The 25,647-nt window shown below is 69.3% G+C and carries 22 protein-coding genes and 1 pseudogene; 10 read left to right on the plus strand and 13 right to left on the minus strand.

Annotated features, from left to right (window positions below; all coding sequences use genetic code 11):
- Positions 1–26: 26 nt before the first annotated feature.
- The 6 genes from IEJ02_RS03150 (at position 27) to IEJ02_RS03175 (ending at position 7,605) form a co-directional block, all read left to right on the plus strand.
- A complete protein-coding gene (locus tag IEJ02_RS03150; protein WP_191063254.1) occupies positions 27–1,016 on the plus strand; it encodes a hypothetical protein in 990 nt (329 codons plus the stop codon).
- Positions 1,017–1,049: 33 nt separating this feature from the next.
- Positions 1,050–2,159 carry a multiple monosaccharide ABC transporter substrate-binding protein gene (gene chvE / locus IEJ02_RS03155; protein WP_191063255.1) on the plus strand — a complete coding sequence of 370 codons (1,110 nt, stop codon included), beginning with the start codon at positions 1,050–1,052 and terminating at the stop codon, positions 2,157–2,159.
- A gap of 14 nt (positions 2,160–2,173) precedes the next feature.
- Entirely contained in the window at positions 2,174–3,736 is a 1,563-nt protein-coding gene (gene mmsA / locus IEJ02_RS03160) for a multiple monosaccharide ABC transporter ATP-binding protein (RefSeq protein ID WP_191063256.1), read from the plus strand.
- On the plus strand, positions 3,733–4,965 hold the full coding sequence (gene mmsB / locus IEJ02_RS03165; protein WP_137977806.1) for a multiple monosaccharide ABC transporter permease: 1,233 nt from the start codon (positions 3,733–3,735) through the stop codon (positions 4,963–4,965). The genes mmsA and mmsB overlap by 4 nt, the downstream gene beginning before the upstream one ends.
- Positions 4,966–5,008: 43 nt before the next feature.
- Positions 5,009–6,178 carry an aldose epimerase family protein gene (locus IEJ02_RS03170; protein WP_191063257.1) on the plus strand — a complete coding sequence of 390 codons (1,170 nt, stop codon included), beginning with the start codon at positions 5,009–5,011 and terminating at the stop codon, positions 6,176–6,178.
- 152 nt (positions 6,179–6,330) lie between these two features.
- Positions 6,331–7,605: a pyroglutamyl-peptidase I gene (locus IEJ02_RS03175; RefSeq protein ID WP_191063258.1), complete on the plus strand. Its 1,275-nt coding sequence runs from the start codon at positions 6,331–6,333 to the stop codon at positions 7,603–7,605.
- On the opposite strand, the gene IEJ02_RS03180 is transcribed toward IEJ02_RS03175, so the two are convergent.
- From IEJ02_RS03180 to IEJ02_RS03205, 6 genes are read right to left on the minus strand one after another with little or no spacing between them, the layout of a single operon-like run.
- Complete coding sequence (locus IEJ02_RS03180) at positions 7,592–8,050, minus strand: NUDIX hydrolase (protein WP_191063259.1); 459 nt, start codon at positions 8,048–8,050, stop codon at positions 7,592–7,594. The two genes, IEJ02_RS03175 and IEJ02_RS03180, sit on opposite strands and share 14 nt — an antisense overlap.
- 21 nt (positions 8,051–8,071) lie before the next feature.
- The gene (locus tag IEJ02_RS03185) at positions 8,072–8,863 is read right to left on the minus strand and encodes an STM4013/SEN3800 family hydrolase (protein WP_191063260.1); all 792 of its coding nucleotides are present in this window, start codon (positions 8,861–8,863) and stop codon (positions 8,072–8,074) included.
- Positions 8,860–9,366 carry a phosphohexomutase domain-containing protein gene (locus IEJ02_RS03190; RefSeq protein WP_191063261.1) on the minus strand — a complete coding sequence of 169 codons (507 nt, stop codon included), beginning with the start codon at positions 9,364–9,366 and terminating at the stop codon, positions 8,860–8,862. The genes IEJ02_RS03185 and IEJ02_RS03190 overlap by 4 nt, the downstream gene beginning before the upstream one ends.
- A gap of 1 nt (position 9,367) precedes the next feature.
- On the minus strand, positions 9,368–9,994 hold the full coding sequence (locus tag IEJ02_RS03195) for a dTMP kinase (protein WP_191063262.1): 627 nt from the start codon (positions 9,992–9,994) through the stop codon (positions 9,368–9,370).
- The gene (locus IEJ02_RS03200) at positions 9,991–11,016 is read right to left on the minus strand and encodes a radical SAM protein (protein ID WP_191063263.1); all 1,026 of its coding nucleotides are present in this window, start codon (positions 11,014–11,016) and stop codon (positions 9,991–9,993) included. The genes IEJ02_RS03195 and IEJ02_RS03200 overlap by 4 nt, the downstream gene beginning before the upstream one ends.
- Before the next feature lie 26 nt (positions 11,017–11,042).
- The gene (locus IEJ02_RS03205; protein WP_191063264.1) at positions 11,043–11,783 is read right to left on the minus strand and encodes an ATP-binding protein; all 741 of its coding nucleotides are present in this window, start codon (positions 11,781–11,783) and stop codon (positions 11,043–11,045) included.
- 288 nt (positions 11,784–12,071) lie between these two features.
- Between IEJ02_RS03205 and IEJ02_RS03210 the strand changes: the two genes are divergently transcribed.
- Positions 12,072–13,436 carry an NsdA family TPR-like regulatory protein gene (locus IEJ02_RS03210; RefSeq protein WP_223863292.1) on the plus strand — a complete coding sequence of 455 codons (1,365 nt, stop codon included), beginning with the start codon at positions 12,072–12,074 and terminating at the stop codon, positions 13,434–13,436.
- A gap of 23 nt (positions 13,437–13,459) precedes the next feature.
- On the plus strand, positions 13,460–14,023 hold the full coding sequence (locus IEJ02_RS03215; protein WP_191063265.1) for a GNAT family N-acetyltransferase: 564 nt from the start codon (positions 13,460–13,462) through the stop codon (positions 14,021–14,023).
- 371 nt (positions 14,024–14,394) lie between these two features.
- Here the strand turns inward: IEJ02_RS03215 and IEJ02_RS03220 are convergent, their stop codons facing one another.
- Together IEJ02_RS03220 and IEJ02_RS03225 are read right to left on the minus strand one after the other, a co-directional pair.
- Positions 14,395–15,201, minus strand: a complete 807-nt coding sequence (locus IEJ02_RS03220; RefSeq protein WP_191063266.1) for an EI24 domain-containing protein — start codon at positions 15,199–15,201, stop codon at positions 14,395–14,397.
- Positions 15,202–15,258: 57 nt separating this feature from the next.
- Positions 15,259–16,098: pseudogene (locus IEJ02_RS03225) on the minus strand (exonuclease/endonuclease/phosphatase family protein); the annotation flags it as partial.
- Positions 16,099–16,293: 195 nt separating this feature from the next.
- On the opposite strand from IEJ02_RS03225, the gene IEJ02_RS03230 reads away from it, so the two are divergent.
- Positions 16,294–17,985: a PHP domain-containing protein gene (locus IEJ02_RS03230; protein WP_223863293.1), complete on the plus strand. Its 1,692-nt coding sequence runs from the start codon at positions 16,294–16,296 to the stop codon at positions 17,983–17,985.
- Between the two features lie 86 nt (positions 17,986–18,071).
- Here the strand turns inward: IEJ02_RS03230 and IEJ02_RS03235 are convergent, their stop codons facing one another.
- The 4 genes from IEJ02_RS03235 to IEJ02_RS03250 all read right to left on the minus strand — a co-directional run bounded on the left by IEJ02_RS03235 (position 18,072) and on the right by IEJ02_RS03250 (position 22,950).
- The gene (locus IEJ02_RS03235; RefSeq protein ID WP_191063452.1) at positions 18,072–19,100 is read right to left on the minus strand and encodes a pectate lyase family protein; all 1,029 of its coding nucleotides are present in this window, start codon (positions 19,098–19,100) and stop codon (positions 18,072–18,074) included.
- A gap of 364 nt (positions 19,101–19,464) precedes the next feature.
- Positions 19,465–20,973 carry an arabinosylfuranosidase ArfA gene (gene arfA / locus IEJ02_RS03240; protein WP_191063267.1) on the minus strand — a complete coding sequence of 503 codons (1,509 nt, stop codon included), beginning with the start codon at positions 20,971–20,973 and terminating at the stop codon, positions 19,465–19,467.
- A gap of 349 nt (positions 20,974–21,322) precedes the next feature.
- On the minus strand, positions 21,323–22,462 hold the full coding sequence (locus IEJ02_RS03245; protein ID WP_191063268.1) for an ABC transporter substrate-binding protein: 1,140 nt from the start codon (positions 22,460–22,462) through the stop codon (positions 21,323–21,325).
- An 89-nt stretch (positions 22,463–22,551) separates the two neighbouring features.
- On the minus strand, positions 22,552–22,950 hold the full coding sequence (locus IEJ02_RS03250; protein ID WP_191063269.1) for a hypothetical protein: 399 nt from the start codon (positions 22,948–22,950) through the stop codon (positions 22,552–22,554).
- A 190-nt stretch (positions 22,951–23,140) separates the two neighbouring features.
- On the opposite strand from IEJ02_RS03250, the gene IEJ02_RS03255 reads away from it, so the two are divergent.
- Entirely contained in the window at positions 23,141–24,538 is a 1,398-nt protein-coding gene (locus tag IEJ02_RS03255) for a glycoside hydrolase family 30 protein (protein WP_191063270.1), read from the plus strand.
- Positions 24,539–24,605: 67 nt separating this feature from the next.
- Here IEJ02_RS03255 and IEJ02_RS03260 read toward each other — a convergent pair whose 3' ends face one another.
- On the minus strand, positions 24,606–25,625 hold the full coding sequence (locus IEJ02_RS03260; RefSeq protein ID WP_191063271.1) for an NADP-dependent oxidoreductase: 1,020 nt from the start codon (positions 25,623–25,625) through the stop codon (positions 24,606–24,608).
- Positions 25,626–25,647 lie beyond the last annotated feature (22 nt).

Below are 25,647 nucleotides of genomic sequence, written 5' to 3' on the forward strand. Positions count from 1 at the left end.
CCGGCCATCACTCCACAGGGAGCACCGTGACCGCCGCCTCACCCGCCTCTTCCGGTCCCCGCCGCCCCGCCGACGCGGCCCTCGCGTCGCTCGGCCACGCCGCGCCCGCCCCCGACCCCGCCGACACCTCCGCGCACACCTTCCCCGACGGCGGCACCTGGCGCACCGAGATCCCCTCCGTCGAGGGCCCGGAGGCGCTGGCCACCGTGTTCAAGGAGGCCGGGCGGCTGGATGTGCCGATCCACCGGATCAGCCAGGGCAGCGGCGTCTGGATGCTCACCGATGCCGAGATCACCGAGATGGTCGAGTCCTGCGCCGAGCGGAACGCCGAGCTGTGCCTGTTCACCGGCCCCCGCGGCACCTGGGACATCGGCGCCGCGACCCGCTCCGACTCCGGCGGCGGGGGGCTGCGCGCCCGTGGCCATGACGCGGTGGCCGGATGCGTGGAGGACGCGCTGCGCGCGGTCTCGCTGGGCGTGAAGTGCCTGCTGGTGGCCGACGAGGGGGTGCTGTGGCTGCTGAACCGGCTGCGGGCGAGCGGCGAGCTGCCCGCGGACACCACCTTCAAGCTGTCCGCGCTGGTCGGCCCGGTCAACCCGGCCTCGTTCGCGGTGTACGAGCAGCTCGGGGCCGACTCCATCAACATCCCGTCGGACCTGACGCTGGAGCACCTCACCGAGATCCGCCGGGTCTCCCGCGCCCCGATGGACTTCTATGTCGAGGCCCCGGACGACCTCGGCGGCTATGTGCGGATCTATGACGCGGCGGAGCTGATCCGGCGCGGCGCCCCCATCTATCTGAAGTTCGGGCTCAGCAAATCCCCGGGGATCTACCCGTACGGCGCCCAGCTGCGGGACGTGGCGCTGGGCAGCGCCCGCGAGCGGGTGCGCCGCGGGCGGCTCGTGCTCGACCTGCTCACCCGGCTGGGCGCGGACGGCGGGATGTCCCCGCTCGGCTCCCGGCTGCCGGGTCCGCTGCGGCGCTTCACCGCCGACGCGGACCTCCCCAGTTCCTGACGCAACGACGCCCCAGGGAAGGACCCCAACACCATGCGCACGGTAAGAGGAGCACGAGCCGCGGCGATAGGCGCCGGCCTCCTCGCGCTCTCGCTGACCGCCACGGCCTGTGGCCAGGAGGCGGTCGGCGGCAGCCGGTACAAGAGCAAGGAAAAGGGAGGCACGATCGGCATCGCGATGCCGACGAAGTCCTCCGAGCGGTGGATCGCCGACGGCCGGAACATGGCCAAGCAGTTCCAGGCCGCGGGCTACAAGACGGACCTCCAGTACGGCGAGGACGACGTCCGTACCCAGGTGTCCCAGATCGAGAACATGATCACCAAGGGCCACCGGCTGCTGGTGATCGCGCCGATCAACGGCGGGGCCCTCTCCGACGTCCTGAAGCAGGCCCATGAGGCCAACATCCCGGTGATCTCCTACGACCGGCTGCTCCTGGGCACCAAGAACGTCGACTACTACGCCACCTTCGACAACGAGAAGGTCGGCAGGCTCCAGGGCCAGTACATCGCCGACAAGCTGGGGCTGTCCAAGGGCCGCAAGGGCCCGTTCTCCATCGAGCTGTTCGCCGGGTCCTCGGACGACAACAACACCAAGTACTTCTTCAACGGCGCCATGAAGGTGCTCAAGCCGTACATGGACAAGGGCGAGCTGGTCGTCCGCTCCAAGCAGACAAAGCTCAACCAGCTCTACACCGAGAAGTGGAGCGGCAGCGCCGCCCAGGACCGCATGGAGGACCTGCTCAACAAGGCGTACAGCAGCCGCGATGTCGACGCCGTGCTGTCGCCGTACGACGGCATGTCCATCGGCATCCTCTCCGCGCTCAAGGGCGTCGGCTACGGCACCAAGTCCAAGCCGTACCCGGTGGTGACCGGGCAGGACGCCGAGCTCGCCTCCGTGAAGTCCATCATGCGGGGCGCGCAGACGCAGACCATCTACAAGGACACCCGCAAGCTGGCGAAGGCCACCGTGGCGATGGCCAAGGCGGAGCTGACGGGCGGCAAGCCCCCGGTCAACGACACCAAGTCGTACGACAACGGCGAGAAGGTCGTGCCGACCTTCCTGCTCAACCCGGTCAGCGTCGACAAGTCCAACACCCAGGTGCTGGTCGACCAGGGTTACTACACCGCGTCGCAGCTGAAGTAGGGCGGTACCGGGCTATGAGCACCATTCTCGAATTGCGCTCCATCACCAAGACGTTCCCCGGTGTCAAGGCGCTCTCCGATGTCAATCTCCGTGTCCGCCAGGGCGAGATCCACGCGCTCTGCGGGGAGAACGGCGCGGGAAAGTCCACCCTGATGAAGGTGGTCAGCGGGGTCCATCCGCACGGCAGTTACGAGGGCGAGATCCTCTTCGACGGCCAGGCGTGCGCCTTCAAGGACATCCGCGCGAGCGAGCAGCGCGGCATCGTCATCATCCATCAGGAACTGGCGCTGATCCCCTATCTGTCCATCGCCGAGAACATCTTCCTCGGCAATGAACACTCCCGGCGCGGCCTCATCAGCTGGAACGAAACCCTCAGACACGCCACCGCGCTGCTCAAGCGGGTCGGTCTGACGGATTCGCCGCAGACCCGCGTCACCGATATCGGCGTGGGCAAACAGCAGCTGGTGGAAATCGCCAAGGCGCTCTCCAAGGAAGTGAAGCTGCTCATCCTGGACGAGCCGACCGCGGCGCTCAACGACGAGGACAGCGGAAAACTCCTCGATCTGCTGCTGGAATTCAAGGCGCAGGGCATTTCCTGCATCCTGATCTCCCACAAGCTCAATGAGATCCGCCGGGTCGCCGACTCCGTCACCATTCTGCGCGACGGCCAGACCATCGAAACCCTGACCGTCCGGGAGACCCCCGAGGCCAGCCCCGAGATCTCCGAGGACCGCATCATCCGCGGCATGGTCGGCCGCGACCTCGACCACCGCTTCCCCGACCGCACCCCGTACGAGGGCGAGGACGCCTCCGAGGTGGCCCTGGCCGTCGAGGACTGGACCGTCCACCACCCCATCGACCAGCAGCGCAAGGTCGTGGACGGGGTGTCGCTGAACGTGCGGCGCGGTGAGATCGTCGGCATCGCCGGGCTGATGGGCGCCGGCCGCACCGAGCTCGCCATGAGCGTCTTCGGGCGGGCGTACGGGCGGTACGCGGGCGGCCGGGTGTTCCGGGACGGCCGGGAGGTCCGTACCCGCACCGTGCCGGAGGCGATCGACCACGGCATCGCGTACGTCACCGAGGACCGCAAGCACTACGGGCTCAACCTCGACGACACCATCAGCCGCAATGTCTCGCTCTCCTCGCTGACCAAGGTGGCGCGCCGCGGCGTGGTCAACGAGCACGAGGAGTCGCGGGTCGCCGAGCGGTTCCGCACCACCATGAACATCAAGGCCCCCACGGTCTTCGAGCGGGTCGGCCGGCTCAGCGGCGGCAACCAGCAGAAGGTCGTCCTCAGCAAGTGGATCTTCGCGGGTCCCGAAGTGCTCATCCTCGACGAGCCCACCCGGGGCATCGACGTCGGGGCCAAGTACGAGATCTACACGGTCATCAACGACCTGGCGGCCCAGGGCAAGGCCGTCATCTTCATCTCCTCCGAGCTGGGCGAGCTGCTGGGGATGTGCGACCGGATCTACACGATGGCGGCCGGGCGGCTGACCGGGGAGGTTCCCCGGGCCGAGGCGACGCAGGAAGTTCTGATGCGCCACATGACGAGGGACAGAGGAGACGAAGGATGAGCACGGCCACCCAGAAGACCGAGAGCCCGGCCCCACCGCCGGCCGAGGGCTCGCCCAGCGTCGGGACGCTGCTGCTGCAGGGCCTGCGGTCCAACATGCGGCAGTACGGAATGCTGGTCGCGCTCGCCCTGATCATCGTCATCTTCCAGATCTGGTCGGACGACATCCTGCTGCGGCCGCTGAACGTCACCAACCTGGTGCAGCAGAACGGCTATATCCTCATCCTCGCGATCGGCATGATGATCGTGATCATCGCGGGGCATATCGATCTGTCGGTCGGCTCACTGGTCGCCTTCATCGGCGCGGCCGCCGGCGTCATGATGATCAAACACGATATGCCGTGGGGCCTCGCGGTCGTCCTCTGTCTGCTGCTCGGCGCGGTGGCCGGGGCCTGGCAGGGCTTCTGGATCGCCTACATAGGCATTCCGTCCTTCATCGTCACCCTGGCCGGAATGCTGGCCTTCCGCGGCGGCACCCAGATCCTGCTGGACGGTCAGTCCCTGTCGCCGTTCCCCGACGGCTTCGAGAAGATGAGCACCGGCTTCATCCCGGAGATGGGCCCGTACACGCAGTACCACAACCCCACGATGGTGATCGGCCTCGTCGTCTGCGCCGCCGCCGTCTGGCAGGAGTGGCGCGCCCGGCAGCAGCGGACGGCCTATGAGCTGGACGTGGTGCCGCTGGGGCTGTTCTTCGTCAAGTGCGCGGCGATCGTGGCCGCGGTGATGGCGTTCACCATGACGCTGTCCAGCTGGCACGGGGCGCCGTACGGGCTGCTGATCCTGGCCGTGCTCTTCGTCCTGTTCAGCTTCGTGATGCGCAACACCGTGGTCGGGCGGCATGTGTACGCCCTCGGCGGCAACCAGCCGGCGGCCAAGCTGTCGGGTGTCCGGGACAAGCGCGTCACCTTCCTGGTCTTCGTCAACATGGGTGTGCTGGCCGCCCTCGCCGGTCTGGTCTTCGCCGCCCGGCTGGGCTCCGCCACCCCCAGTGCGGGCCTCAACTTCGAGCTCGAGGCCATCGCCGCCGCGTTCATCGGCGGCGCCTCGGCCAGCGGCGGTGTGGGCACGGTGCTCGGCGCGATCATCGGTGGCCTGGTGCTCGGCGTGCTCAACAACGGTATGTCGCTGGTCGGCATCGGTACCGACTACCAGCAGGTGATCAAGGGTCTGGTCCTGCTGGCCGCGGTCGGCTTCGATGTCTGGAACAAGCGCAAGGTCGGGTCGTAACCCATCTGCTGTCCCTCATGGATCTAGCCTTACGGAGCCGCATATGACCACGAGCAGACGCACGGTGATCACGGCGGCGGCGGCCGGACTGGCGGCCTCGGCCGCCACGACCGGCACCGCCCACGGAGCCGGCGGAGGGGACTCCGCGGGAAAGGGAGGCGCGGTGAAGGAGCACTTCGGCACGCTCGCGGACGGCACGCGGGTCGACCGCTGGACGATCGAGAACGGCCGCACCCGGCTGCGCGTGCTCAGCTACGGCGGCATCGTGCAGGCCCTGGAGATCCCCGACCGCCACGGCCGCCGCGCCAATGTCTCGCTCGGCTTCGACGACCTGGACTCCTATGTGGCGGACAGCCCGTACTTCGGCGCCCTCATCGGCCGCTACGGCAACCGCATCGCACGCGGCACCTTCACGCTGGACGGCAAGAAGTACCAGCTGCCGATCAACGACGGGCCGAACAGCCTGCACGGCGGCGACAAGGGCTTCGACAAGCACGTCTGGTCCGTGGAGCCGTTCCGCAAGGGCGCGGACGTGGGGCTCACCCTGCGCCGGGTGAGCCCCGACGGCGAGATGGGCTACCCCGGCACGCTCACCGTGCGGGTGGACTACACGCTCACGGCGGCGGGCGACTTCCGCATCGACTACGAGGCCACGACCGACAAGGCGACGGTCGTGAACCTCACCAACCACACGTACTACAACCTGGCCGGGGAGGGCGGCGGCTCCATCTACGACCACCGTCTTGAGATCGCCGCCAGCCGCTACACCCCGGTCGACAAGACCCTCATCCCCACCGGCGAACTCGCCCGGGTGGCCGGGACGCCGTTCGACTTCCGCCGCGCCAAGGAGATCGGCCGGGACATCCGGGAGGCGCACCAGCAGGTGCTCTACGGGCAGGGGATCGACCACAACTTCGTGCTGGACAAGGGCATCACCAGCCGTCCGGAGCACTTCCTGACGGTGACCGAGCCGGAGTCCGGCCGGGTGATGCGGATCGCCACGACCGAGCCTGGTGTGCAGTTCTACACCGGCAACTTCCTGACCGGCACGTTCGCGGGCACGTCGGGGCGGGTCTACCGGCAGGGCGACGCCTTCGCCCTGGAGACCCAGCACTTCCCGGACTCGCCGAACCAGCCGTCGTTCCCCTCGACGGTGCTGCGGCCGGGGCAGACGTACCGGTCGACGACGGTGCACTCGTTCTCGACCCGCTGAGCGGCTCCGCCGCGCGCGGCCCCGTAGCTCACCGGTTCCCCTCCCGTCCCGAGCTCAAGAGCCCGGGACGGGAGGGGTTGTCGTTTCCCCCAGGCCCCGGCCCCAGTCCCCGGCCTCCGACCACCGTCACTCCTCACCCGAGAGGACCCCGCATGAGATCGATACGCCCCCGGCTCGCCCTGCTCGGCGCCGCCCTGCTCGCCACCGCTCCCCTGGCCATCGCCACCCCCGCCGTGGCCGCGCCGGACACCACCGCCACCCCCACCATCGAGGAGCAGCGGCTCGACAAGGCCGCGCCGCAGGAGATCCTGCGGCGCAGCGGGTTCGACGAGGTGGCGCCGGACTTCGCCCGCGCCCTGGCGGGCACGCACTCCGCCACCGAGGCCGAGCGCGTGGTCACCCGCGAGGGCCGGGCGCTGTGGAAGCACGCGGTGGACCGGGTACAGGGCCGGGGGCCCGCGGGCGGGGACCTCAGCCGGGACGACGACCGGCCGCTGTACTGGGCGCGGCTCGGCATGACCCGCGCGCTGGGCGAGTGGCAGCCGGGCTTCCCGCTCACCGACGCCCGCCGCGCCGCGCTCGTGGACACGCTGGAGCGCACCTCACGCGGACAGGACTCGCTCGACCTCCCGGCCGGTACGAACATCAAGCGCATCGTGGTCACCGGCTTCGACCCGTTCCAGCTGGACGCCGACGTACGCCGCTCCAACCCCTCCGGCGCGGCGGCACTCGCGCTGGACGGGACGACGATCCGTACGGACAGCGGCCCGGCGCGCGTCGAGACGGCCGTCTTCCCGGTCCGCTGGGCGGACTTCGCGGACGGCACGGTCGAGCGCGCCCTGCTGCCCGCCTTCCGCCCGGGCCCGCGCCGGGTGGACGCGTATCTGACCGTGAGCCAGGGGCGGGTGGGCCGGTTCGACGTCGAGCGCACCAACGGCGCCTGGCGGGGCGGCTATCCGGACAACGCGAACATCTCCCGTACCGAGACCGTGCCCATCCCGGCCGGTGTGCCGACCCCGCATCCGCAGCCGCAGTGGACGACCACGACCCTCCCCTACGAGCGGATCGTCGCGGCGAACACCGGCCCGGTCCCCGTCTATGACAACACCACCGTCACCGAGATCCCGGCGGGCGGCACCACCCCCGTGGTCCGCCCGGACGGCCCGACCCCCGGCTCGACGGCCCGCGCCGGCGGTGGCGGCGACTACCTCTCCAACGAGATCGCCTACCGCGCCACCCTGCTGCGCGACGCGGTCGGCCTGAAGGCCCCCGGCGGCCATCTCCACACCCCGGTCCTCCAGTTCGGCCCGGGCAACACCGACCCCGCCACGGGCCAGGTCACCGACCCGGACTTCGTCCACAACCGCGAGGCCATCACCGCCCAGGTGCGCTCGATCCTCACGGTGGTCGCGGCTACGACCCGTTGACGCCCCGGGCCGGGCGCTCGGCGAGCAGCAGAGCCAAGGGCCCGGCCGGAAGCAGAAAGCGGCCCTGCGAGACCGCGTCGATCGCGTCGCCCATCGACCACCACGAAAGCTTGAAGTCCTCCTCAGTAGGGGTGAGTTCCTGAGGCCCGACGGTCAGCCGTCGGGCCTCGAAAAGATGCACGCGAGCCGTCGAGCCAAGGGTCATCGCGTACGACCCCAGCGAACGCCACGTCTCGGCCGTGATACCCGCCTCTTCCCGCAGCTCCCGCCGCCCGCACTCTTCCGCCGTTTCCCCCGCCTCCGTGCGCCCGCCCGGCAGGAACAGGTACTCACCGCCATGGCGGGGGAAGTCCGCGCTCAACACGGCCACCAGCCCATCGGCGTCGCGGGCAACCACGACGGAGGCGTCGCGGACCGGCCTCTGGTCCCGGATGTCGTCGCTCATGCTCGGCGAGCGTAGCGGCCGTCACCGCACCATTGCCGCGTACGGCACGTTCATCACGACAGGATGAGCGATTCCCCGACCCTGAAATCCGTCATCGCCGAAGGCATCACCGTGATCGGCGCACATGATGACCAGCCAGCGTCGCTTCGCCGTGAGCACGGTGATCAGCCGTCCCAGGTGTTCGTCCGCGTACGCGAGTGCGGCACGTTGCGAGGCGCAGGTATCGCTACTCTCGCCGATGTAGTGACCGTGGGGGACGTGAGTGGCCGAGACATTGACGAAGAGAAATAGCGGGCGATGGCCGTATCGCTCGGCGATCTCCAGGGCATGGTCGACCTGGTGCCGGGTCGAGTTCATCTCCGGGGAGCAGAACTCGGGGCGCCAGTGATCCTCGTCGAACAGGTCGGGCAGGACGGAACCAAGCGGTGTCTCGCGCGAAAAGTACGTGACGCCGCCCACGCAGACGCTTCGATAGCCATGTCCGGCAAGGCCACGAAGGAGGTTCGGCGCCTCAAAGACGAACGTCTCCTCGGCGACGGCTTTGAAGGCGGGTGGACGGCATTCCCACAGGCGAGGCGGTTGCTCGGGCTGTGGCAGCTTGGGCAGGAACCCGGAGAAGAACGCCATGTGTGCCGGGAGCGTGAAGCTGCCAGGGGTGTGCCGACGCTCCCAGCCCCCTTCCGGTAGCAGGCTCCCCATATTTGGGGTGAGGCCGTCGTCGTACGCAGTGCGGGCCACGTCGTACCGCAGTGAGTCGAGAGTGACGAACAGAATGCTGGTACCGGCACGGATGATCTCTGCCGCGCTGATCACTCCGCTGCCCCTCCTCCGGCTGCTGACGACCGATACCGTTCCACTCGCCCCCTGGCCTGTTCGTTGACGGGAATCGGAACCCGATCCTCAGCGATCATGTCGCGAATGGCAGCCACCCCGGATTCTTCGCCGAGCGGATGCCCCCCGCCGTCGTACAGCGAGATCCTGACCGTCTCGACGCCGTCTCCAGTGGTGGTGATCAGGGCGCCGGGCACCGCGCCGAATTCCTGCCTGGCCCGCATCAACCCGGACTCGTCGGTGACGAGGAGGTCCACAACAACGCAGCCGAAGTGTCGGGCATTGACAGCACCCCGGCAAAAGCGCTCGTGGAACCTGGAGCTGGTCGGATGACCGTCGTGAGCGACCACGATCCGGTCAGCTCGGGTGACGACGACGAGGCCGGCACCCATCCACCAGGCAACCCCTTCGTGGATCTCGTCTGGGAACCGGCCGATCGCACCACCGTCACGGATGACGGCTGCGACGTCGATGGGATTGAGCACCCTACGCCTCCAGCTGAGCGATGATCTGGTCGGCCAGGTCGTCGGGCGTCCTGCCATCTGTGTCGACCAGTGCGGCTGTGGGATCGGAGTCGGCGATCTGTTGGAAGTTGATCAGTAGGCGAGCCAGACGACCCGGAACGGCAAAGAGTTCTGTGTCGTCCTGCTTCACGTCGTCCTTGCTCGCCATCCGCTCCCGAAGAGCCGACTCCGAGCAGCGCAGGTAGACGGTGCGTGTCGGAGTTTCCAGATAGGAGCGGAAAGGTTCGAGGAGGGTTGCGACCGTCTCAATCTCGACACCGTGCACGGCGGCGTGACACGCGATCACCGACGAGACATAGCGATCGGCGACCACCGGCCCGATCGCCCCGCAATGGCGGATCGCATCGGAAGCGTGCAGGAGACCGGAGAGGTAGAACGCGAACTGCGGCAGAGAGCGCAGTCGGGAATTCACCGCAGCAGACCAGCCGGAATGCGGGCGGGGCAGAGTGTGCAGCACCGTCCCGCCGAGTCGCCTGGTCAGCGCTTGGGCGAGCGTCGACTTGCCGATCCCGGAGACACCTTCGAGGACGACGAGCGGGCCTCGAGGTCCGCCCGAGCCGAGGGGTTGATAGGCGAATGGCAGGCTCACAGTGTGCCCTCCGTGAACGAAGCGATGTGCCGGGCCACGACCGCGGCGAGCCGCGCAGGATCGGCCAGGCTCGCCTTTACGTCCAAGCGCAGGTCGTCCCGCAGCAGGCAGGGCTGGAGGCCGCCGTCATGGTCAATCCGTAAGGCCCAGAAGCCCTCGACGCACTTGGAGCGCAGTGGACAGGTTCCACATTGGCCGACGTGGTGGCGGCCCAGGTTCCGATGGATAACGTCGATCTCGACACCGTCGATACGAAAGACGCGGCGGCCCTGCCCTACGCCGGCCACCTCGGTGTGCTCATCGGCGGTGAGTGTGCGCAGATGCGCGATGATCTCGTCAGCGGGCAGCGCCGAAGAGGCTCGGCTCTCATTGAAGTCAGTACCGACGAGTTCGATGAACTGCACCGGCATCCGCCGCTCCAGTGCGAAGTCCAGGATTTGTCGGACCTCATGAGCGTTCTCCCTCTGCAGGAGTGTATTCAGCTCGACCCGCTCAAAGATCTCCCGTGCTGTTTCGATCCCGTCGAGGACCGCTTTGATCCCCACGCGAGTCCCCGCAATAGCGTGCAGGGACTCGTCGGAGAAGTAGTGCAAGGACACCTTCACCTTGTCCAGGTGGGTCCTGGCGAGCCATGACCGATGTGTGCGGACACGGGTGCCATTGGTGATCAGCGTGTACGAGACATCGGGGCCGGGCTCGGGAAGCCGCGCCAATACGGGGCGGGCCAGGTGCGAGGTCAACGGCTCGCCGCCGGTGAAGTAGACCCGTTTCATCCCCGCCCTCATCAAAGCGGTGATCAGGGTGAGGTACCCATCCGCGTCGAGACGGCGGGGCCGGGGCTGCCGCGAGCGATCCGCACGGGTCAGCGGGGGCGGAACGTCCCCCTCGTTGTGGCAAAACCAGCAGGCAATGTTGCAGCGAGGGCCGAACGAGACCCTCAACTGGCCGCGAAGGGCGGCGAAGTTCTGTAAGGCGGTCCAGTCGACGTCGGACGCGGCGAGTGGGGCAGGCGTGTGGGCCACGACAACCTCCGTAAAGGTGGGCGGACTCAATGGGAGTGCAGAGGAGGAAGGACAACCGCTCCTTGCGGATGATGAGGGGACGGTGTGCCCTCGACGACCGGCAGGAAGACCGCAGGGCGTGCATGCCAGATGAAGGTGTACGGCCCGGCCGTCATGCGAAGCGTGAATGCCTCGCCCCGCTTCAATGCCTCCGTCGGCTCACGCCACGCATCGGACAGCAAGTCCCAGAAGTAGCCGACGGCCGGTACTCCTATAGCGACCGCGACGACGCGCCCTTGAACGCGAGCCCAGTGGATCGCCGCGTCCGGCGATGGCAATGCGTTCGAGGCGAGCCGTGTTCCGTCACCCGAACGCCACTCGCACCAGATCCCTGGCGACAGTGCGATGGGGTCCGGCGCGGCGATAGTGCACCAGGTCCGGGTGCCATCCAGGCTGGTACCCCAATTCTTGGCAAGGGCGTCGATGATGAGCATCCCGCGGCCGCTTTCCTCTCCCGGGTTTGGGCGTTTGACCTTGGGGTGGCCGGGGCTGCCGTCACTCACCTCGATGCGGAGTTCGCCCCTCCAACGGAAAATGGAGAAGCCGATCTCATCCGCCTCTCCATACCGGACTGCGTTGGTGACAAGCTCGCTGATGAGGAGCTTCGCTGTCTCAACACAGTCGCGGAGCCCCCACAATCTGAGATGCGCGGCTCCAAGACGACGCAACCGCGCCACCTGCTGAGGTGTGCGCGCGCAGGACACGACGAAGCGTTCGGGCTGGTCCATGGCCCTCTCCAGGCGTTTTGCTTGCGGTCTTGTTACGACCCCAAGGCGACTACGGTCAGTCGCCATTCGTGCACGTAACGAGGTACTGGACCGAGCGTCGCAACCACTTCCGGTGCAGATCCACCGTCAGACCGCCGTCAGTCTGGGCAGCCGAACGAACGCCTTTGAGCAGACTCCGGTCAGAGTTGGGTCAGAGTCACTGACTTACCGGTGAGCACGCGACGTCGCGGGAATAACGGCCGTACCGTCGCTACACGGGCTTGGGAACCACGGCGCAAGGGGGCTCCGATGACAACGCTCCTCCGGGTCCTGTTGGACGAACAGGGCTGGAAGGACTATGCGGCCTTCGCCTATCAGTACCGGCTGGCCGCTCGAAGTCTGGCCCAGGAGACAGAAGAGCCGTCTCTGGCCACGCTCACCCTCTCGGAGAGCACTTTCGAACGCTGGTACTTCGGAAAGGTGACGCCACAAAACGACGCACGACGTGTACTCAGTCACCTTTTCAAACGGCCCATCACCCAACTCCTCGCCGAGGTACCGCCTGCGGTCGAACCCGTACCTCCCGAAGGCGGGCGCATCGCCGCTAACTCGCAGCACGTCGAATGCCGCGTCGGTCCCGACGCGGACCTTCCCTGGATGGAAAGGCACGCAGCTATGGCCGCAAGGCGCGCAATCCGATTTGCCATCGGTGCGGAACGAAACGAAGTAGGGCAGGAAACGCTGGCGCATCTCCAGGACGAGGTTCGCCGCATTGCTGAGATCTACGTTCGTGTCCCCCTTGGAATGATCCTGGATGATCTCACCCACTTGCAGGACGAGACATTCCGTCTGCTGGAGAGCGGCCACGCCAGGCCCTCACAGATCCGTGACCTGTACCTTCTCGCTTCACTCCAGTCGGGCATGCTGGCCAAGGCTGCACACGACCTCGGTGATCCCCAGTCGGCCATGATGCAGGCCCGAACTGCCGCTGTCTGCGCCGACCAGGCCGAGCACCAAGGAATGGCCGCATGGGTCCGAGGACTCCAGTCATTGATCTCCTATTGGGCTGATCGTCCCGAGGACGCCCTGCACTATGCCCGTAAGGGAACCTCCACCGGAGGCAACCTGCGCGGCAGTGTCAATGTGTGGCTGGCGGGCTTGGAAGCGCGAGCGGCGGGCTTGCTGGGCGATGCGGAATCCGTCCACGCGGCGAACCGCCGCGCAGAAGACCTGCGGGAACGCACCCTGCCGGACGACTTGGACGCGCTTGGCGGAAACTTCTTTTTTCCACAGGTCAAGCAGGCTTACTACGAAGTCGAAGCGTGCGTATTGCTCGGTGATGGCAACCCACGTCTCGTCGCCCGTGCCGAGGAAGCCGTACACGGCTTCAGCGACCCCAACGACCCGTACTGGGCATTCGGCGACCTGGCCGGAACGCAGTCGGACCTGGCTCTCGCCCGCCTCTCCACGGGTGATCTGGACGGAGCCGTTGAAGCGGTCCAGCCAGTACTCGACCTCCCGCCCAACCAGCGCAACGCCGGCATCATCGGCTCTGTTCAGCGCGTGCGCTCATCGCTCATGCGCGGAATGGTCCGGGATGCCAGCGCGGCGCGGGAGTTGCGTGCGGAGATCGCGGTCTTCAGTAGCCGTCCCGCGCTCGCCCTGCCCAGCTGAACAGCCAGAGGTAGAGTCCCGCCATGTATCCGGTCCTTCGCGACGACGCTCGCCTCTCGCTGCGCGAACTCACCATCGATGACGTGGATGCCGTTCTCATGATTTACGGCAGCCCGGAAGCCACCGAGCACCTGAGCTTCACACCCCGCTCGCGTACCGAAGTCGGAGGCATCGTCGCACGCTCCGTTGCCTCGGCGTCGGCAACCCCACGCGACGAGTACGCGCTCGCAGTGGCCGAGCGCAGCGGCGGTGAACTGGTGGGCTTTGCCCGCCTTGCACTGGACCCCCACCAACAAAGCGCGGCGACCATCGGATTCGCCTTGCGTCCGGACACCTGGGGAGTGGGATACGGACGGGAGACAGTCGGCCTTCTCCTCGGCCTCGCCTTCGCCGATCTCGGCCTTCACCGTGTCTGGGCGGCCCGAGCTCCTCTCAATGTCGCCTCGGAGAAGACACTGCTCGCGGCCGGCCTGACGGAAGAAGGGCGCATTCGCGGCCATGTCCACGTGCGCGGCGCATGGCGTGACTCCATCGTCTATGGGGTTCTTCGCGAGGAGTGGGGGGAGCAGGACGGCAAGCGCACGTGAGTGCCGTCCGGCGCGCCGCGTGATGAGGAGGATGACGCCGTAGGGCTAACGGGTCGCTTAGGAGGCCAGGAGGTCGAGGAGGCCGGGGAAGCGGGTGTTCCATCGGTGCGGCGCAGGGTCACGCCCTTGCGGTTGCCGTAGTCGGTGGTGCGGATGAGGCCGGAGTCGGACAGGACCTTGAAGTGGTGGGTCATGGTCAACTTGCTGACCGGGGTCTGGCACGAGGAGCGGGAGCGCTCGACGTCCTCGGTGCGGCCACGAGCTCCGTGACAATGCGGCGCCGGTCACCGGCTCGTCTGCGACCCCGGCCGAGCGGGCTGGCTGGTGGCCCACGCCCAAGATGGCCTGGTAGCCCACTCGGGCGTACGCCGTTACGACGCGCCGTTGAAGGCCCCCGCCGGGCCCGCCGCCGTCTCGCCCCGCGAGGGCGCGGGCTCCTCGTCCTCGCCCGTGAGGTCGCGTACGAGCAGGGTCGCGCCCGCGACCGCGCCCGGCATCAGGAAGACCGCGACCAGCGGGATCAGGAAGAGGACGGACAGCGGGACGCCGAAGCCCAGGGAGAGCAGGCGGCGGGAGCGGAGCAGGCGGCGGCGCTCCTTCAGCAGGATGCCGCGGCGCAGCAGGGCGATCGAGGTCAACTCCTCGGTGAGGAAGAAGGCGGTCACGCAGAAGGCCAGGACGGGGATCACGGTCTGGCCGACCCCCGGGATGAAGCCGAGCGCGAAGAACAGCACGCTCCAGAGGGTGACGCGGATGAGCAGCGCGATGGCCTCGCGCAGGCCGATCCACAGCTCCGCCCAGGTGGACATGGAGGACTCGGGCACCGCGCCGCCCTCGGAGCGGTCGACCGCTTCGGAGAGCGACTCGTAGAAGGGCTGGCCGACCAGCAGCGTGACCGCCGTGAACGTGATGATGGCGAGGAAGAGGCAGGTGGCGGCGAAGAGGATCGAGAGCGCGCCGCGGAAGACGCCGAGCCAGGGTGAGGACCAGTCGTCGGCGAAGGGCGTGGCCCATGCGATGACGTCATCGGTCCAGAAGAAGAGGGCGACGAGGGCCGCCGCGTATCCGACGAGGGTGATCAGGGCGGGAATCATCCCGAACCCCCACCATCTCCCGTGCCGGGCCGCCCAGCGTTGCCCCTTCATCAGATAACCGAAGCCGCTCACAAGATCACGCATGGGCCGAAGCCTACTGGCCTAGCGTGGCCCGAAAGCGACGCCGGGTTGCTCGGTCCGCCAGGTGAAGTCGACGGTGTGCGGATAGTGGTCGGACAGCGGTTTGCCGTCGGTGTCGAGGAAGGCCGTGTGCGCGTTGTGGTAGCGGGTGGCGGTGAGGGAGAGCCGCGGGCCGGAGCGGTAGAGGACCTTGTCCACGACCTCGCAGGTGTCGGTGACGTTGTCCGGGTCGCAGACGAGGGCGTCGGAACCGGCGGGCGGGGCCGAGCCGCCGCGCACCAGGTCCACCCAGGCGTCGGTGAGGCCGTTGCGGGTGGCGAGGTCGCGGATGTTGTCGGCGGCGCGGGTGTAGCGGGTGTTGGTGTCGCCCATGACGAGCACCGCGTTATCGGCGGAGTGGGCGGCGATGTAGTCGGAGAGCTGGGTGATGTTGGCGCGGCGGGCGGCCAGGTCGGCGTCCGTCGTCCCCGCGTTGGGGTGCAGGTTGTACAGGTCGAGGTACGCGCCCTCGGTCAGCCGCACCCGGGCGAAGGTGAACCCCTTCGGGGTGAGGCAGTCGGTGCCGTTGCACCGCTTCCACTTCACCCGCTCGAAGCCGTCGTACGGCAGGTCGGAGAGGGTGTTCAGACCATCGCCGAAAACGGCGGGACCGCTGGTGGGGGTGCGGTACGGGTGGTCGTCACCGGCGTAGAGCGCGGCGTGGTAGTTGAAGTCCTCCTGGACGTTGACGATGTCGTACGCGCCGAGCCGGGGCGATATCAGCGGGGTGTTCTTGGCGGGGTGGCTGGAGGACAGGCCCTCGGGGAGCCCCGCCACGTTGTAGGTCAGGACGTTGAACGTGCCCGAGGTGGCCAGGTGGGCCCCGGTGTCCGCCACCGCGGGCGTGGCGCCGGATGTCATGGCACAGAGGGTGAGCGCCGCCGCGGCGGCTACGCCTAAGCGTGTGATGGCCGAGCGTGTGTTGGCCGAGCGTGTGTTGGCCGAGCGTCCGATGTGTCTCAAGGGAGCGTCCTCTCAGTTGTTGACCGGTGACGATGGGCTGTTGGGCGTGCGGTGTTCGGCTGGTGTTCAACCGCGGTCCTTACCTTCGCGCTCATGGCCCCCGGACATCACCACCCTCACGATGAACTCGCGGTGCACAGCCTGCCCCCGGCTCTCGACCTGTCCGTACGGGACGACGAGCTGACCCCCGACCAGCTCTCCCGGCGCTCGATGCTGCGCCGCGCGGGGCTGCTGGGCGCGGGGCTCGGCGCCGTGACCGTACTGGACGGCGGCACCGCGCGCGCCGTCGCGGCGAACGGCGCGGCGACGCCCGGCTCCCGGCCCGGCGGCGGCTATCTGTGGCTGGCCGGGGACCACCATATCCACACCCAGTACAGCAACGACGGCAAGTACCGGGTCATCGACCAGGTGCGGCAGGGTGCCCGGCACGGCCTGGACTGGATGGTGATCACCGACCACGGGAACGTCACCCACGCCCGGATCGGGGTCGAGAAGGTCAACCCCGACATCCGCGAGGCGCGCGCGACCCACCGGGACGCGCTGGTCTTCCAGGGGCTGGAGTGGAACATCCCCGGCGCCGAGCACGGCACGGTCTTCGTCCACCCCGGCCGTGACGAGGTGGCGGTGCTCAAGGAGTTCGAGGCCTCCTTCGACGGATCGGTCAAGAACGCCGGGGACTCCACCCCGCGGAACGAGGCCCTGGCCATCGCCGGTCTTGACTTCCTCTCCGACGCGGTGCGCCGGCGGCGCGTCCGGGCCGCGCTGATGCTCGCCAACCACCCCGCCCGCAAGGGCCTGGACTCCCCGCACGAGATCCGCGGGTGGCGGGACGCCCAGCCGCACATCGCCGTGGGCATGGAGGGCGCGCCGGGCCACCAGGCCGCCGGGATCCCGGCCTCCGCGCACGGCCCGGGCGGTGCGCGCGGGCTGTACGAGAACGCGCCGGGGCCGCAGTCCTTCGCCGCGTACCCGGCCGAGTCGTACCGCACCTGGGGCGGCTTCGACTGGATGACGGCCACGGTGGGCGGGCTGTGGGACAGTCTGCTCAGCGAGGGCAAGCCGTGGTGGATCACCGCCAACTCCGACTCCCACAACGTCTACGCCGACACCGCGGTGCGCGGCCCCGGCAGCGACTACGAGACCAACGGGCGGCAGAACGACCCGGTGTACGGCGGTGGGCTCGACCTGGAGGAGAACGACTACTGGCCGGGCCAGTACAGCCGCACCCATGTGGGCGCCGAGGACTTCTCGTACGCCGCCGTCATGGACGGCATCCGGGCGGGCCGGGTCTGGGTGGACCACGGCGGGCTGATCAGCGGCCTGGACGCGCGGCTCAGCGGTGGCGGGAGTGGCCGCTCGGTCACCCTCGGCGGCACACTGCATGTGGAGCGCGGCACCCGGGTGCGGCTGGAGCTGGACATCGCCCTGGCGAACGGCCCCAACTGGGCCGGTTTCGTACCTAAGTTGGCGCGGGTGGACGTCATCCAGGGCGAGGTCACGGGCGCGGTGGACGACCGTGACACGTTCGCGGCGCCGCGCACCCGGGTGGTGAAGTCCTTCGAGGTCGGCCGCACGACGGGAACGGTCCGGCTCTCCTACGACCTCGGCCCGGTGGACCGCCCGCTGTACGTACGGCTGCGCGGCACCGACGGCAACCGCGTGGCGGTGGGCGCGCGGGGCGCGGCGGTGGATCCGCACGGCCCGGCGATGGATGTGCCGGGCGATGCGGATCCGTGGCGCGACCTGTGGTTCTACGCCAACCCGATGTGGGTGCTGCCGTCCTGACGACCACGACCACGACCACGACCACGGCCACGGCCACGGCCACGACCACGGCCACGAGCATGACCGGGGGCCGGTGCTGACGCGGTTCAGAGCTTGCCCACGCCCGCCTGGGCGGTGACCGTGGCCACCACGGAGGACGCCGGTTCCGCCGTGTACGCGTACGGCGGGGTGGTGAAGCTGCCCGTCCGGGAGATCTCGGTGGCCGCCCCGCCCAGGTCGTTGCCGCGCAGCACCGCGTAGCCGTCGACATCGCTGTCCCGGCTGGTGGTGACGGCCACCTCGGTGTCGCGGAAGACGTTGTTCTCGACCAGCGTCTGCGCGCCCATCCGGGAGTGCACACCGGTCTCCGCGCCCTGGACGTAGTTGTCGTAGAAGTGCCCGGTGCCGAAGCGCAGGCTGGGGATGCGGGAGTACACGTCCGAGAACCAGTTGTGGTGGTACGTCACCTTGAGGTGACCGGTGTCCTCGCTCGCGTTGTTGTCGCTGTGGCCGACCAGGCTGCCCTTGAAGTGGTCGGCGAACTTGTTCCAGGAGACGGTGATGTCGTCCGAGCCGTGGTTGATGTCCAGCAGTCCGTCGTAATAGTCCTTGTCGTGGTCGCGGTCGGCCGAGAAGGTGTTGTGGTCGATCCACACCTTGGTGGACTTCTGCACGGTGATGCCGTCGGACGGCTTCCGGGGCTTGCTGATGGTGAGGTTGCGGACGATGACGTTCGTCGCCTGCTTCAGCCGCAGTCCGCCACCGGTGAAGCCGGAGCCCGAACCCACGCCCAGCACGGTGGTGTTGGAGCCGATGTCCACCTGGCCGGTGAGGGAGATCAGCCCGGAGACCTTGACCACCTTGGCCTTGTCGCCGGTGACGGCGGACGTGAAGGCGGCCAGGGAGGTCACGGTGGTGGCGGTGGCGTTCCCACCGCCCGTGGTGCCGGCGCCGAAGCCGATGGGGGTGGTCTCGGCGGTGGGACGTGCCCCCGTGGCGGAGCGTGCGGAGTCGGCCGCGTCCGCGCCGTGGGCGGAGACGGTGGAGAGGCCGCCGAGGGCGAGCGCCGCGGTGACGCCCGCGGCGACCGCGGTCAGCCGGCGTCGGTCGCGGGGGGTGACGCGGGTGGCGTCCATGACGTCGTCGGCGTCCACGGTGCTGTCCGTGGTGTCGTCCGTGGTGCCGTCCGTGGTGCCGTGGTCGTGCGTCGAGCGCAAGGGGGAGTCCTCTCATTCGGAGGATCTCCACACGGGAGGGGTAATCGCTTGCGGGATGAGCGGGGGTGAGCGGCAAGCACGCTGATCACAAAGGCCGGTGGAGATCGCCAAAGGTTGCGGCTCTGACGGTGCGGGGCCCTGGCGCCAGGCGATGTGGTCGGGATCGCCCCGGCGGCCAGCGGCCGTCCCGGAAGAAGCTAGTAAGCGCTTGTGGGGCTGTCAACACCCGTTACGGTTCAAGGGAGTTGGCCCGTTCGAGAGGTTGACGGGCACGCCCTGACGCTCAGGCCAGGCGGATGACGTTCCAGGACATCGGGTCCAGCGTGGTGCGCAGGGCGCCGTCCGCGAGCTCCGTGCCCGCGCCGGGACGCGGGGTGACGCGCTCGGGGTCGGCGAGGGTGTTACGGGCCTCGGGGTCGGCGTCGGCGAGGACGGTGTGCTCGACCACGCGGGTCACGGGGAGGGCGTGCAGGGCGATCTCCAGCGGGAGCGGCCGGCGCTGGTCGCGGTTGACCGCGAAGACCGTCACCGCGCCGGTGGTCTCGTCGAGGACGGCGGTGGCGTGCAGCAGCGGCACCTCGCCGTAGACGGAGGTCTCGTACGTCGGGCTGTCGACGTTGACCTGCAGCACCCGCCCGCGCCCGTGGGCCGACGCCTGCGCGAAGGGGTAGAAGGTGGTCTGCCGCCAGGCGGGGCCGCCCGGTTCGGTCATGATCGGGGCGATGACGTTGACCAGCTGGGCGAGGCAGGCGACGGTGACGCGGTCGGCGTGGCGGAGCAGGGCGATCAGCAGCGAGCCGACCACGACGGCGTCGGTGACGGAGTAGTTGTCCTCCAGGAGGCGCGGGGCCTCCTCCCAGTTGGGCGGCTCGGCGTTGTGGAAGTGGGTCTGGTACCAGACGTTCCACTCGTCGAAGGAGAGGTTGATCTTCTTCTTCGACTTCAGCCGGGCGCCGATGTGATCGCAGGTGGCGACGACGTTCTCGATGAAGGACTCCATGTCCACGGCCGAGGCGAGGAAGGAGTCGCGGTCGCCGTCGCGCTCCTCGTAGTAGGCGTGCAGGGAGATGTGGTCCACCAGGTCGTAGGTGTGTGTGAGGACCGTCGCCTCCCAGGTGGCGAACGTCGGCATCGACTGGTTGGAGCTGCCGCACGCCACGAGCTCCACGCCCGGGTCGATCTGCCGCATCGCGCGGGCGGTCTCGGCGGCGAGCCGTCCGTACTCCTCGGCCGTCTTGTGGCCGGTCTGCCAGGGGCCGTCCATCTCATTGCCCAGACACCACAGCCCGATGCCGTACGGATCCTTGTCGCCGTGGCCGATCCGGAGGTCGGCGAGGGCGGTGCCGGACGGGTGGTTGGCGTACTCCTGGAGCTCAAGGGCCTCGGCGACGCCGCGGGTGCCGAGGTTGAGCGCCATCATGGGCTCGCCGTCGACCTTACGGACGAAGTCGATGTACTCGGAGAGCCCGAACCGGTTGGTCTCGGTGGAACGCCAGGCCAGGTCGAGCCGGCGCGGCCGCTCCTCGACCGGCCCGACCCCGTCCTCCCACTTGTAGCCGGAGACGAAGTTGCCCCCGGGATACCGGATGACGGTGACGCCCAACTCCCGGATCAGCGCGAGGACATCGGTGCGCAGCCCGGCCTCGTCGGCGGCCGGGTGGCCCGGCTCGTGGATGCCGGTGTAGACGCAGCGTCCGAGGTGTTCGACGAACGAGCCGAAGAGGCGGGGGTTGACGTCGCCGACGGCGAAGGCGGGGTCGAGGGTGAACCGGGCGGAATCGGTCTGCGGCATGACGGCCCATCTCTTCGGGTGTCGCGGCCACGCGGGTGCGGGAGCGCGCGAGCACGCGACTATTCGACATATCGACCAGCGCTCGTTTCTTCGAACGCGACCGTAAGATCTCGCCATGGCGTGCGTCAATGGCAGGACGGCGCCGGGTTGCCCGTTGCCCGAGCTGAGCGGCGGGGTGTGCGAGCCGGGCGTCGGGTCGCCCGAGCCGAGCGTCGGGTCGCCCGAGCCGAGCATTGGGTCGCCCGAGCCGAGCATTGGGTGTCCGAGCCGAGCGGTCCGCGCTGGGGAGCGCCGGGAGCCCCGGCGCCCGGTGAGCGGAGGCGCCGGGCGGCCGGACCTCCGTGTTCGCTCAGCTGGTGTGGAGGATCCGAAAGCGATCGGGCTCCGCCGGATCCCGATCGACGACCTGGACCGGCGGCCAAGCCCATTGCCAGACGCTGATGCCTGGCGTGCGGGAGAAGCGGATCCGCCCGCGGGTGCCTTCGACCGCGACGCGCGGCCAGGACGCGGCGATGCCCGCCCGGCTCGGAATGGCGCGCCCGGCGGCGGGGTCCGTGCCCTGAGCACGCAGCACCTCGGCGAGGACGAGGCCCGCGTCGTAGCCCTCGAAGGCGACGAAGGAGGGCGTCGCGGCCAGCCGCTCGCGGAGGGCCGCCTCGACCCGTGTGCCGAGTGGGCCGAGGCGCTGGGGCAGGTAGCGCAGGAACGGGATCGCGGCGCCGTCCTGGCCCAGCGACGCCGCCCATTCGGTGAACTCCGGCTGCCCGGCCGGGGCACCCACCATGATCTCGGCGAGGCGCTGGTCGCGGCGGACGGACGTGACGATCGGCACGGCCGGCTCCGGGTGGCCGACCAGCAGCAGGAGGGCTGTCGCGCGATGGGCGACGAGTTCGTCGCACACGGCCGCCGGCGCGAGCGCGCGCATGTCGAGTTCGATGACGGTGCCGCCGCGCGGAGCGAGGTGGTCCCGCAGGATACGGGTCCCGGACGCCCAGTAGACACTCGGCTCGGCCGCCACGGCGATGCGACGGTGGCCCGCGCCGAGGAGGAAGTCCGCGTAGATCCGCCAGCCGTGGGACTGCGCCGGGGCGAGGCGCGCGACCCATTCCGTCGGCCGTTCGGTGAGCGCGTCGAGAACCGCCGACGAGCAGAGGAACGGCAGGCCGAGGGCGTCGGCCCGTGCGGCGGCGGCACGAGCGACGACGCTGTGGTACTCCCCCGCCAAGGCGGCCACGCCCAGGCGGGCCAGTTCGTCCACGGCCGCCGCGGCCTTCCGCGGATCGGCCGCGGTGTCGCGGACCACCAGCTCGAGTGGCCTTCCGGCGATCCCGCCGTCGGCATTGACGTCGCGGACGGCCAGCTCGAGTCCGGCGAGCACGTGTTGGCCCGCCTCGACCCAGCCGGGCCGGGTCAGCGGAACGAGAGCGCCGATCCGGATGGATGATCCGTCTCGCCGTGGCGGGCGCGCCTGGGTGACCATGCCGGACATTGCATCCGCCGCGATCGCCGGCAGGCAACCGATTATGCGCTCGCCACCGGCCTCCCAGGCACCTCGCCCCGCCCGGCGACACCACCCCCCTACGACGGGCGGATGCCGGTGTTGGACAGCCGCAGCCGGAGCTCCCGCTCCTGGTCGCCCGCCACCGCGCCCTGCTCGCGTACCTCGAAGGCGCGGGCCAGGACCTCCGCCATCTGCCGCACCGGGAGGGGGCCGCCCTGGAGGTCGGCGGTGACGGGGGCCGTCAGGGAGGCCGGGCGCGGCTCCGCGCGTGGGTCGGCCACCTCGAAGACGGACGTCCACACCGTGGGCCGCCCCTCCCCCGCGTCCTGCGGAAGTTCCGCCGTCGCCTGGTCGGACGCGTAAGCCGTGCGCAGCACACCGAAGACGGCCTCGGCGTCGTCCCGCGAGATTCCGCTCACCGCCACCAGCACCTGCGAGGCGGACCGAGGCTGTTCCGGACCGGCCGTCGTGGACATGGGGGCCACCTTTCCCGTCGCTTTCCCGTCGTTTCCGTCGCTCCGAGCTCTTTCGGCCCCCGGGTACCCGCCCGCCCCCGGCCCATCACCTCGTGAGCGATCCCTTGACCCGCCTCACCGCCGCCTCTACCGTGCGGCCGACGTTACGGAAACGTTCCGGAACTTTTCGGAGCCGGGAAGGGAAGTTTTCGTGATCACTTCGGTCCGCACGGCCCTCGTCGGCGCGCTCGCCGCCGCACTGCTCCCGCTCACCACACCGTCCGCCGCCGCGGAACCACTCCGCGGCGGCACCGTGGATTTCGGACGGCACCTCCAGCCCATCGACGGTTTCGGCTTCTCCCAGGCGTTCCAGCGCGCCGATCTGATGCACGGCGCCCAGGGGCTGACCCCGGAGCACCAGCGCGAAGTGCTGGACCTGCTGCTGAACCGCACCACGGGCGCCGGGTTGAGCATTCTGCGCCTCGGCATCGGCTCGTCCTCCGACGAGGTCTACGACCACATGAAGTCCATCCAGCCCACCGACCCGGGCGGCCCGGACGCGCCCCCGCGCTATGAGTGGGACGGCGACGACGGGGGCCAGGTGTGGCTGGCCAAGGAGGCGCGGCGGTACGGCGTGAAGCGCTTCTACGCCGACGCCTGGAGCGCGCCGGGCTATATGAAGACGAACGGGACGGACGGATACGGCGGGACGCTGAAGGAGGAGTGGCGACGGGCGTACGCCGACTACCTGGTGCAGTACGCGACGTTCTACCGCCAGGAGGGCGTCCGCATCACCGACCTCGGCTTCACCAATGAGCCGGACCTCGCCACGTCCTACGCCTCGATGCGGTTCACCCCGGACCAGGCGGTCGAGGTGATCAAGGCGATCGGCCCCACGGTGCGGCGGGCCGGGATCAACCTGGTGTGCTGCGACGCGGCCGGATGGGACGAGCAGGCGTCGTTCTCCGCCGCGATCGAGGCCGACAGCACCGCCGCGCACCAGGTCGCGGTGCACACGGGCCATCCCTACGTCACCCCCTCCGACCAGCCCCTGCCGACGGGCCGCCGCACCTGGATGTCGGAGTGGAGCCCCAACGGGACGACGTGGAACGAGGCGTGGGACGACCGCTCCGGCTATGACGGCTTGGCGGTGGCGGAGGCGATCCACACGACGCTCGCGGACGCGGGGGCGAGTGGGTATGTGTACTGGTTCGGCGCGTCGGTGGGCGCCACCCGGGGGCTGATCCAGCTGGACGGCCCGGACTACCACGTCTCCAAGCGGCTGTGGGCCCTGGCCGCGTACAGCCGTTTCATCCGGCCCGGGGCGGTACGGGTCGCGGCGGACTCCGGGGCGGAGGGCGTGCGGACGACGGCCTTCCGGAACCGGGACGGCCGGCGGGTCCTGGAGATCCTCAACACCGGTGAGGAGGCGGTGCGCGCGGACTACGCGCTGCGTGGCGGAGCGAGTGGGGGCGGGCACGCGCGGGGCGCGGTCTACCGGACGGACGAGACGCACGCACTCAGCCGCGTCGGCACCGCGCGGGTGCGCGACGGACGGCTGGCGGTGGAGCTGCCGGGGCGTTCGCTGACGACGGTGGTGCTGCGATAGCCGGGACCGCCCCTGCCACACGGGTGGCGGGGGCGGTCGAACCATCGATCCACGAACCGTCAGACCGTCAGTCCTCGAAGGCGACGATCATCTTGCCGGTGTTCTCCCCCCGGAGCATCCCGAGGAAGGCGTCCACCGCGTTGTCCACGCCCTTGACGACGGTCTCGCGGTAGTGCAGCTTGCCCTCGCGGATCCAGCCGCCGACCTCCTGGAAGAACTGCTCCTGAAGGTGCTGGTGGTCCCCGACCAGCATGCCCTGGATCCGCAGCCGCTTGCCGATGACCATCGCGAGGTTGCGCGGGGCGGGGGTCGGCTCGGTGGCGTTGTACTGCGAGATCATGCCGCAGACGGTGACCCGGCCGTGCACCTTGAGGCGGCTGATGGCGGCCTCGAGGTGCTCACCGCCGACGTTGTCGAAGTAGACGTCGATCCCGTCCGGCGCGGCCTCCTTGAGCTGGTCGGCGACCGGGCCGTTCTTGTAGTTGAACGCCGCGTCGAAGCCGTACTCGTCGAGCAGCACCCGGACCTTCTCGTCCGAACCGGCGCTGCCGATCACCCGCGAGGCGCCCTTGAGCTTGGCGATCTGGCCGACCTCGCTGCCGACCGCGCCCGCCGCGCCCGAGACGAAGACCGCGTCGCCCTCCTTGAAGGACGCGACCTCCAGCAGCCCCGCGTAGGCGGTGAGGCCCGGCATGCCGAGGACGCCGAGATAGGCGGGGAGGGGGGCGACCTCGGGGTCGACGGTGACGGCGCTCTTGGCGTCCACCGTCGCGTATTCGCGCCAGCCGCCGAAGTGCAGGATGTGGTCGCCGACGGAGATGCCCTCCGCGTTGGAGGCGACGACCTTGCCGACCGCGCCGCCTTCCATCGGCCGGTCCAGCTGGAACGGCGGCGTGTACGACTTCACGTCGTTCATGCGGCCGCGCATGTACGGGTCCACCGACATGTAGAGGTTGCGGACCAGCGCCTGCCCGGGGCCCGGCTGGGAGACCGGGGCCTCGCGCAGTGCGAAGTCCTCCGGCTTCGGCCACCCCTGGGGGCGGGCGACCAGGTGCCATTCACGGCCGGTGGGGGGGATGACGGACATGGAAGGGGCCTCTCCTACGTTT

The organism is Streptomyces sp. 5-10, from assembly GCF_014712245.1.
Lineage (GTDB): Bacteria > Actinomycetota > Actinomycetes > Streptomycetales > Streptomycetaceae > Streptomyces > Streptomyces violaceusniger.

Excerpts from the sequence above, each read along its gene's own strand:
- chvE (WP_191063255.1), top strand. The coding sequence starts at position 1,050 with ATGCGCACGGTAAGAGGAGCACGAGCCGCGGCGATAGGCGCCGGCCTC.
- mmsA (WP_191063256.1), top strand. The coding sequence starts at position 2,174 with ATGAGCACCATTCTCGAATTGCGCTCCATCACCAAGACGTTCCCCGGT.
- mmsB (WP_137977806.1), top strand. The coding sequence starts at position 3,733 with ATGAGCACGGCCACCCAGAAGACCGAGAGCCCGGCCCCACCGCCGGCC.
- IEJ02_RS03170 (WP_191063257.1), top strand. The coding sequence starts at position 5,009 with ATGACCACGAGCAGACGCACGGTGATCACGGCGGCGGCGGCCGGACTG.
- IEJ02_RS03175 (WP_191063258.1), top strand. The coding sequence starts at position 6,331 with ATGAGATCGATACGCCCCCGGCTCGCCCTGCTCGGCGCCGCCCTGCTC.
- IEJ02_RS03180 (WP_191063259.1), bottom strand. The coding sequence starts at position 8,050 with ATGAGCGACGACATCCGGGACCAGAGGCCGGTCCGCGACGCCTCCGTC.
- IEJ02_RS03205 (WP_191063264.1), bottom strand. The coding sequence starts at position 11,783 with ATGGACCAGCCCGAACGCTTCGTCGTGTCCTGCGCGCGCACACCTCAG.
- IEJ02_RS03210 (WP_223863292.1), top strand. The coding sequence starts at position 12,072 with ATGACAACGCTCCTCCGGGTCCTGTTGGACGAACAGGGCTGGAAGGAC.
- IEJ02_RS03215 (WP_191063265.1), top strand. The coding sequence starts at position 13,460 with ATGTATCCGGTCCTTCGCGACGACGCTCGCCTCTCGCTGCGCGAACTC.
- IEJ02_RS03220 (WP_191063266.1), bottom strand. The coding sequence starts at position 15,201 with ATGCGTGATCTTGTGAGCGGCTTCGGTTATCTGATGAAGGGGCAACGC.
- IEJ02_RS03230 (WP_223863293.1), top strand. The coding sequence starts at position 16,294 with ATGGCCCCCGGACATCACCACCCTCACGATGAACTCGCGGTGCACAGC.
- IEJ02_RS03235 (WP_191063452.1), bottom strand. The coding sequence starts at position 19,100 with ATGGACGCCACCCGCGTCACCCCCCGCGACCGACGCCGGCTGACCGCG.
- arfA (WP_191063267.1), bottom strand. The coding sequence starts at position 20,973 with ATGCCGCAGACCGATTCCGCCCGGTTCACCCTCGACCCCGCCTTCGCC.
- IEJ02_RS03245 (WP_191063268.1), bottom strand. The coding sequence starts at position 22,462 with ATGTCCGGCATGGTCACCCAGGCGCGCCCGCCACGGCGAGACGGATCA.
- IEJ02_RS03250 (WP_191063269.1), bottom strand. The coding sequence starts at position 22,950 with ATGTCCACGACGGCCGGTCCGGAACAGCCTCGGTCCGCCTCGCAGGTG.
- IEJ02_RS03260 (WP_191063271.1), bottom strand. The coding sequence starts at position 25,625 with ATGTCCGTCATCCCCCCCACCGGCCGTGAATGGCACCTGGTCGCCCGC.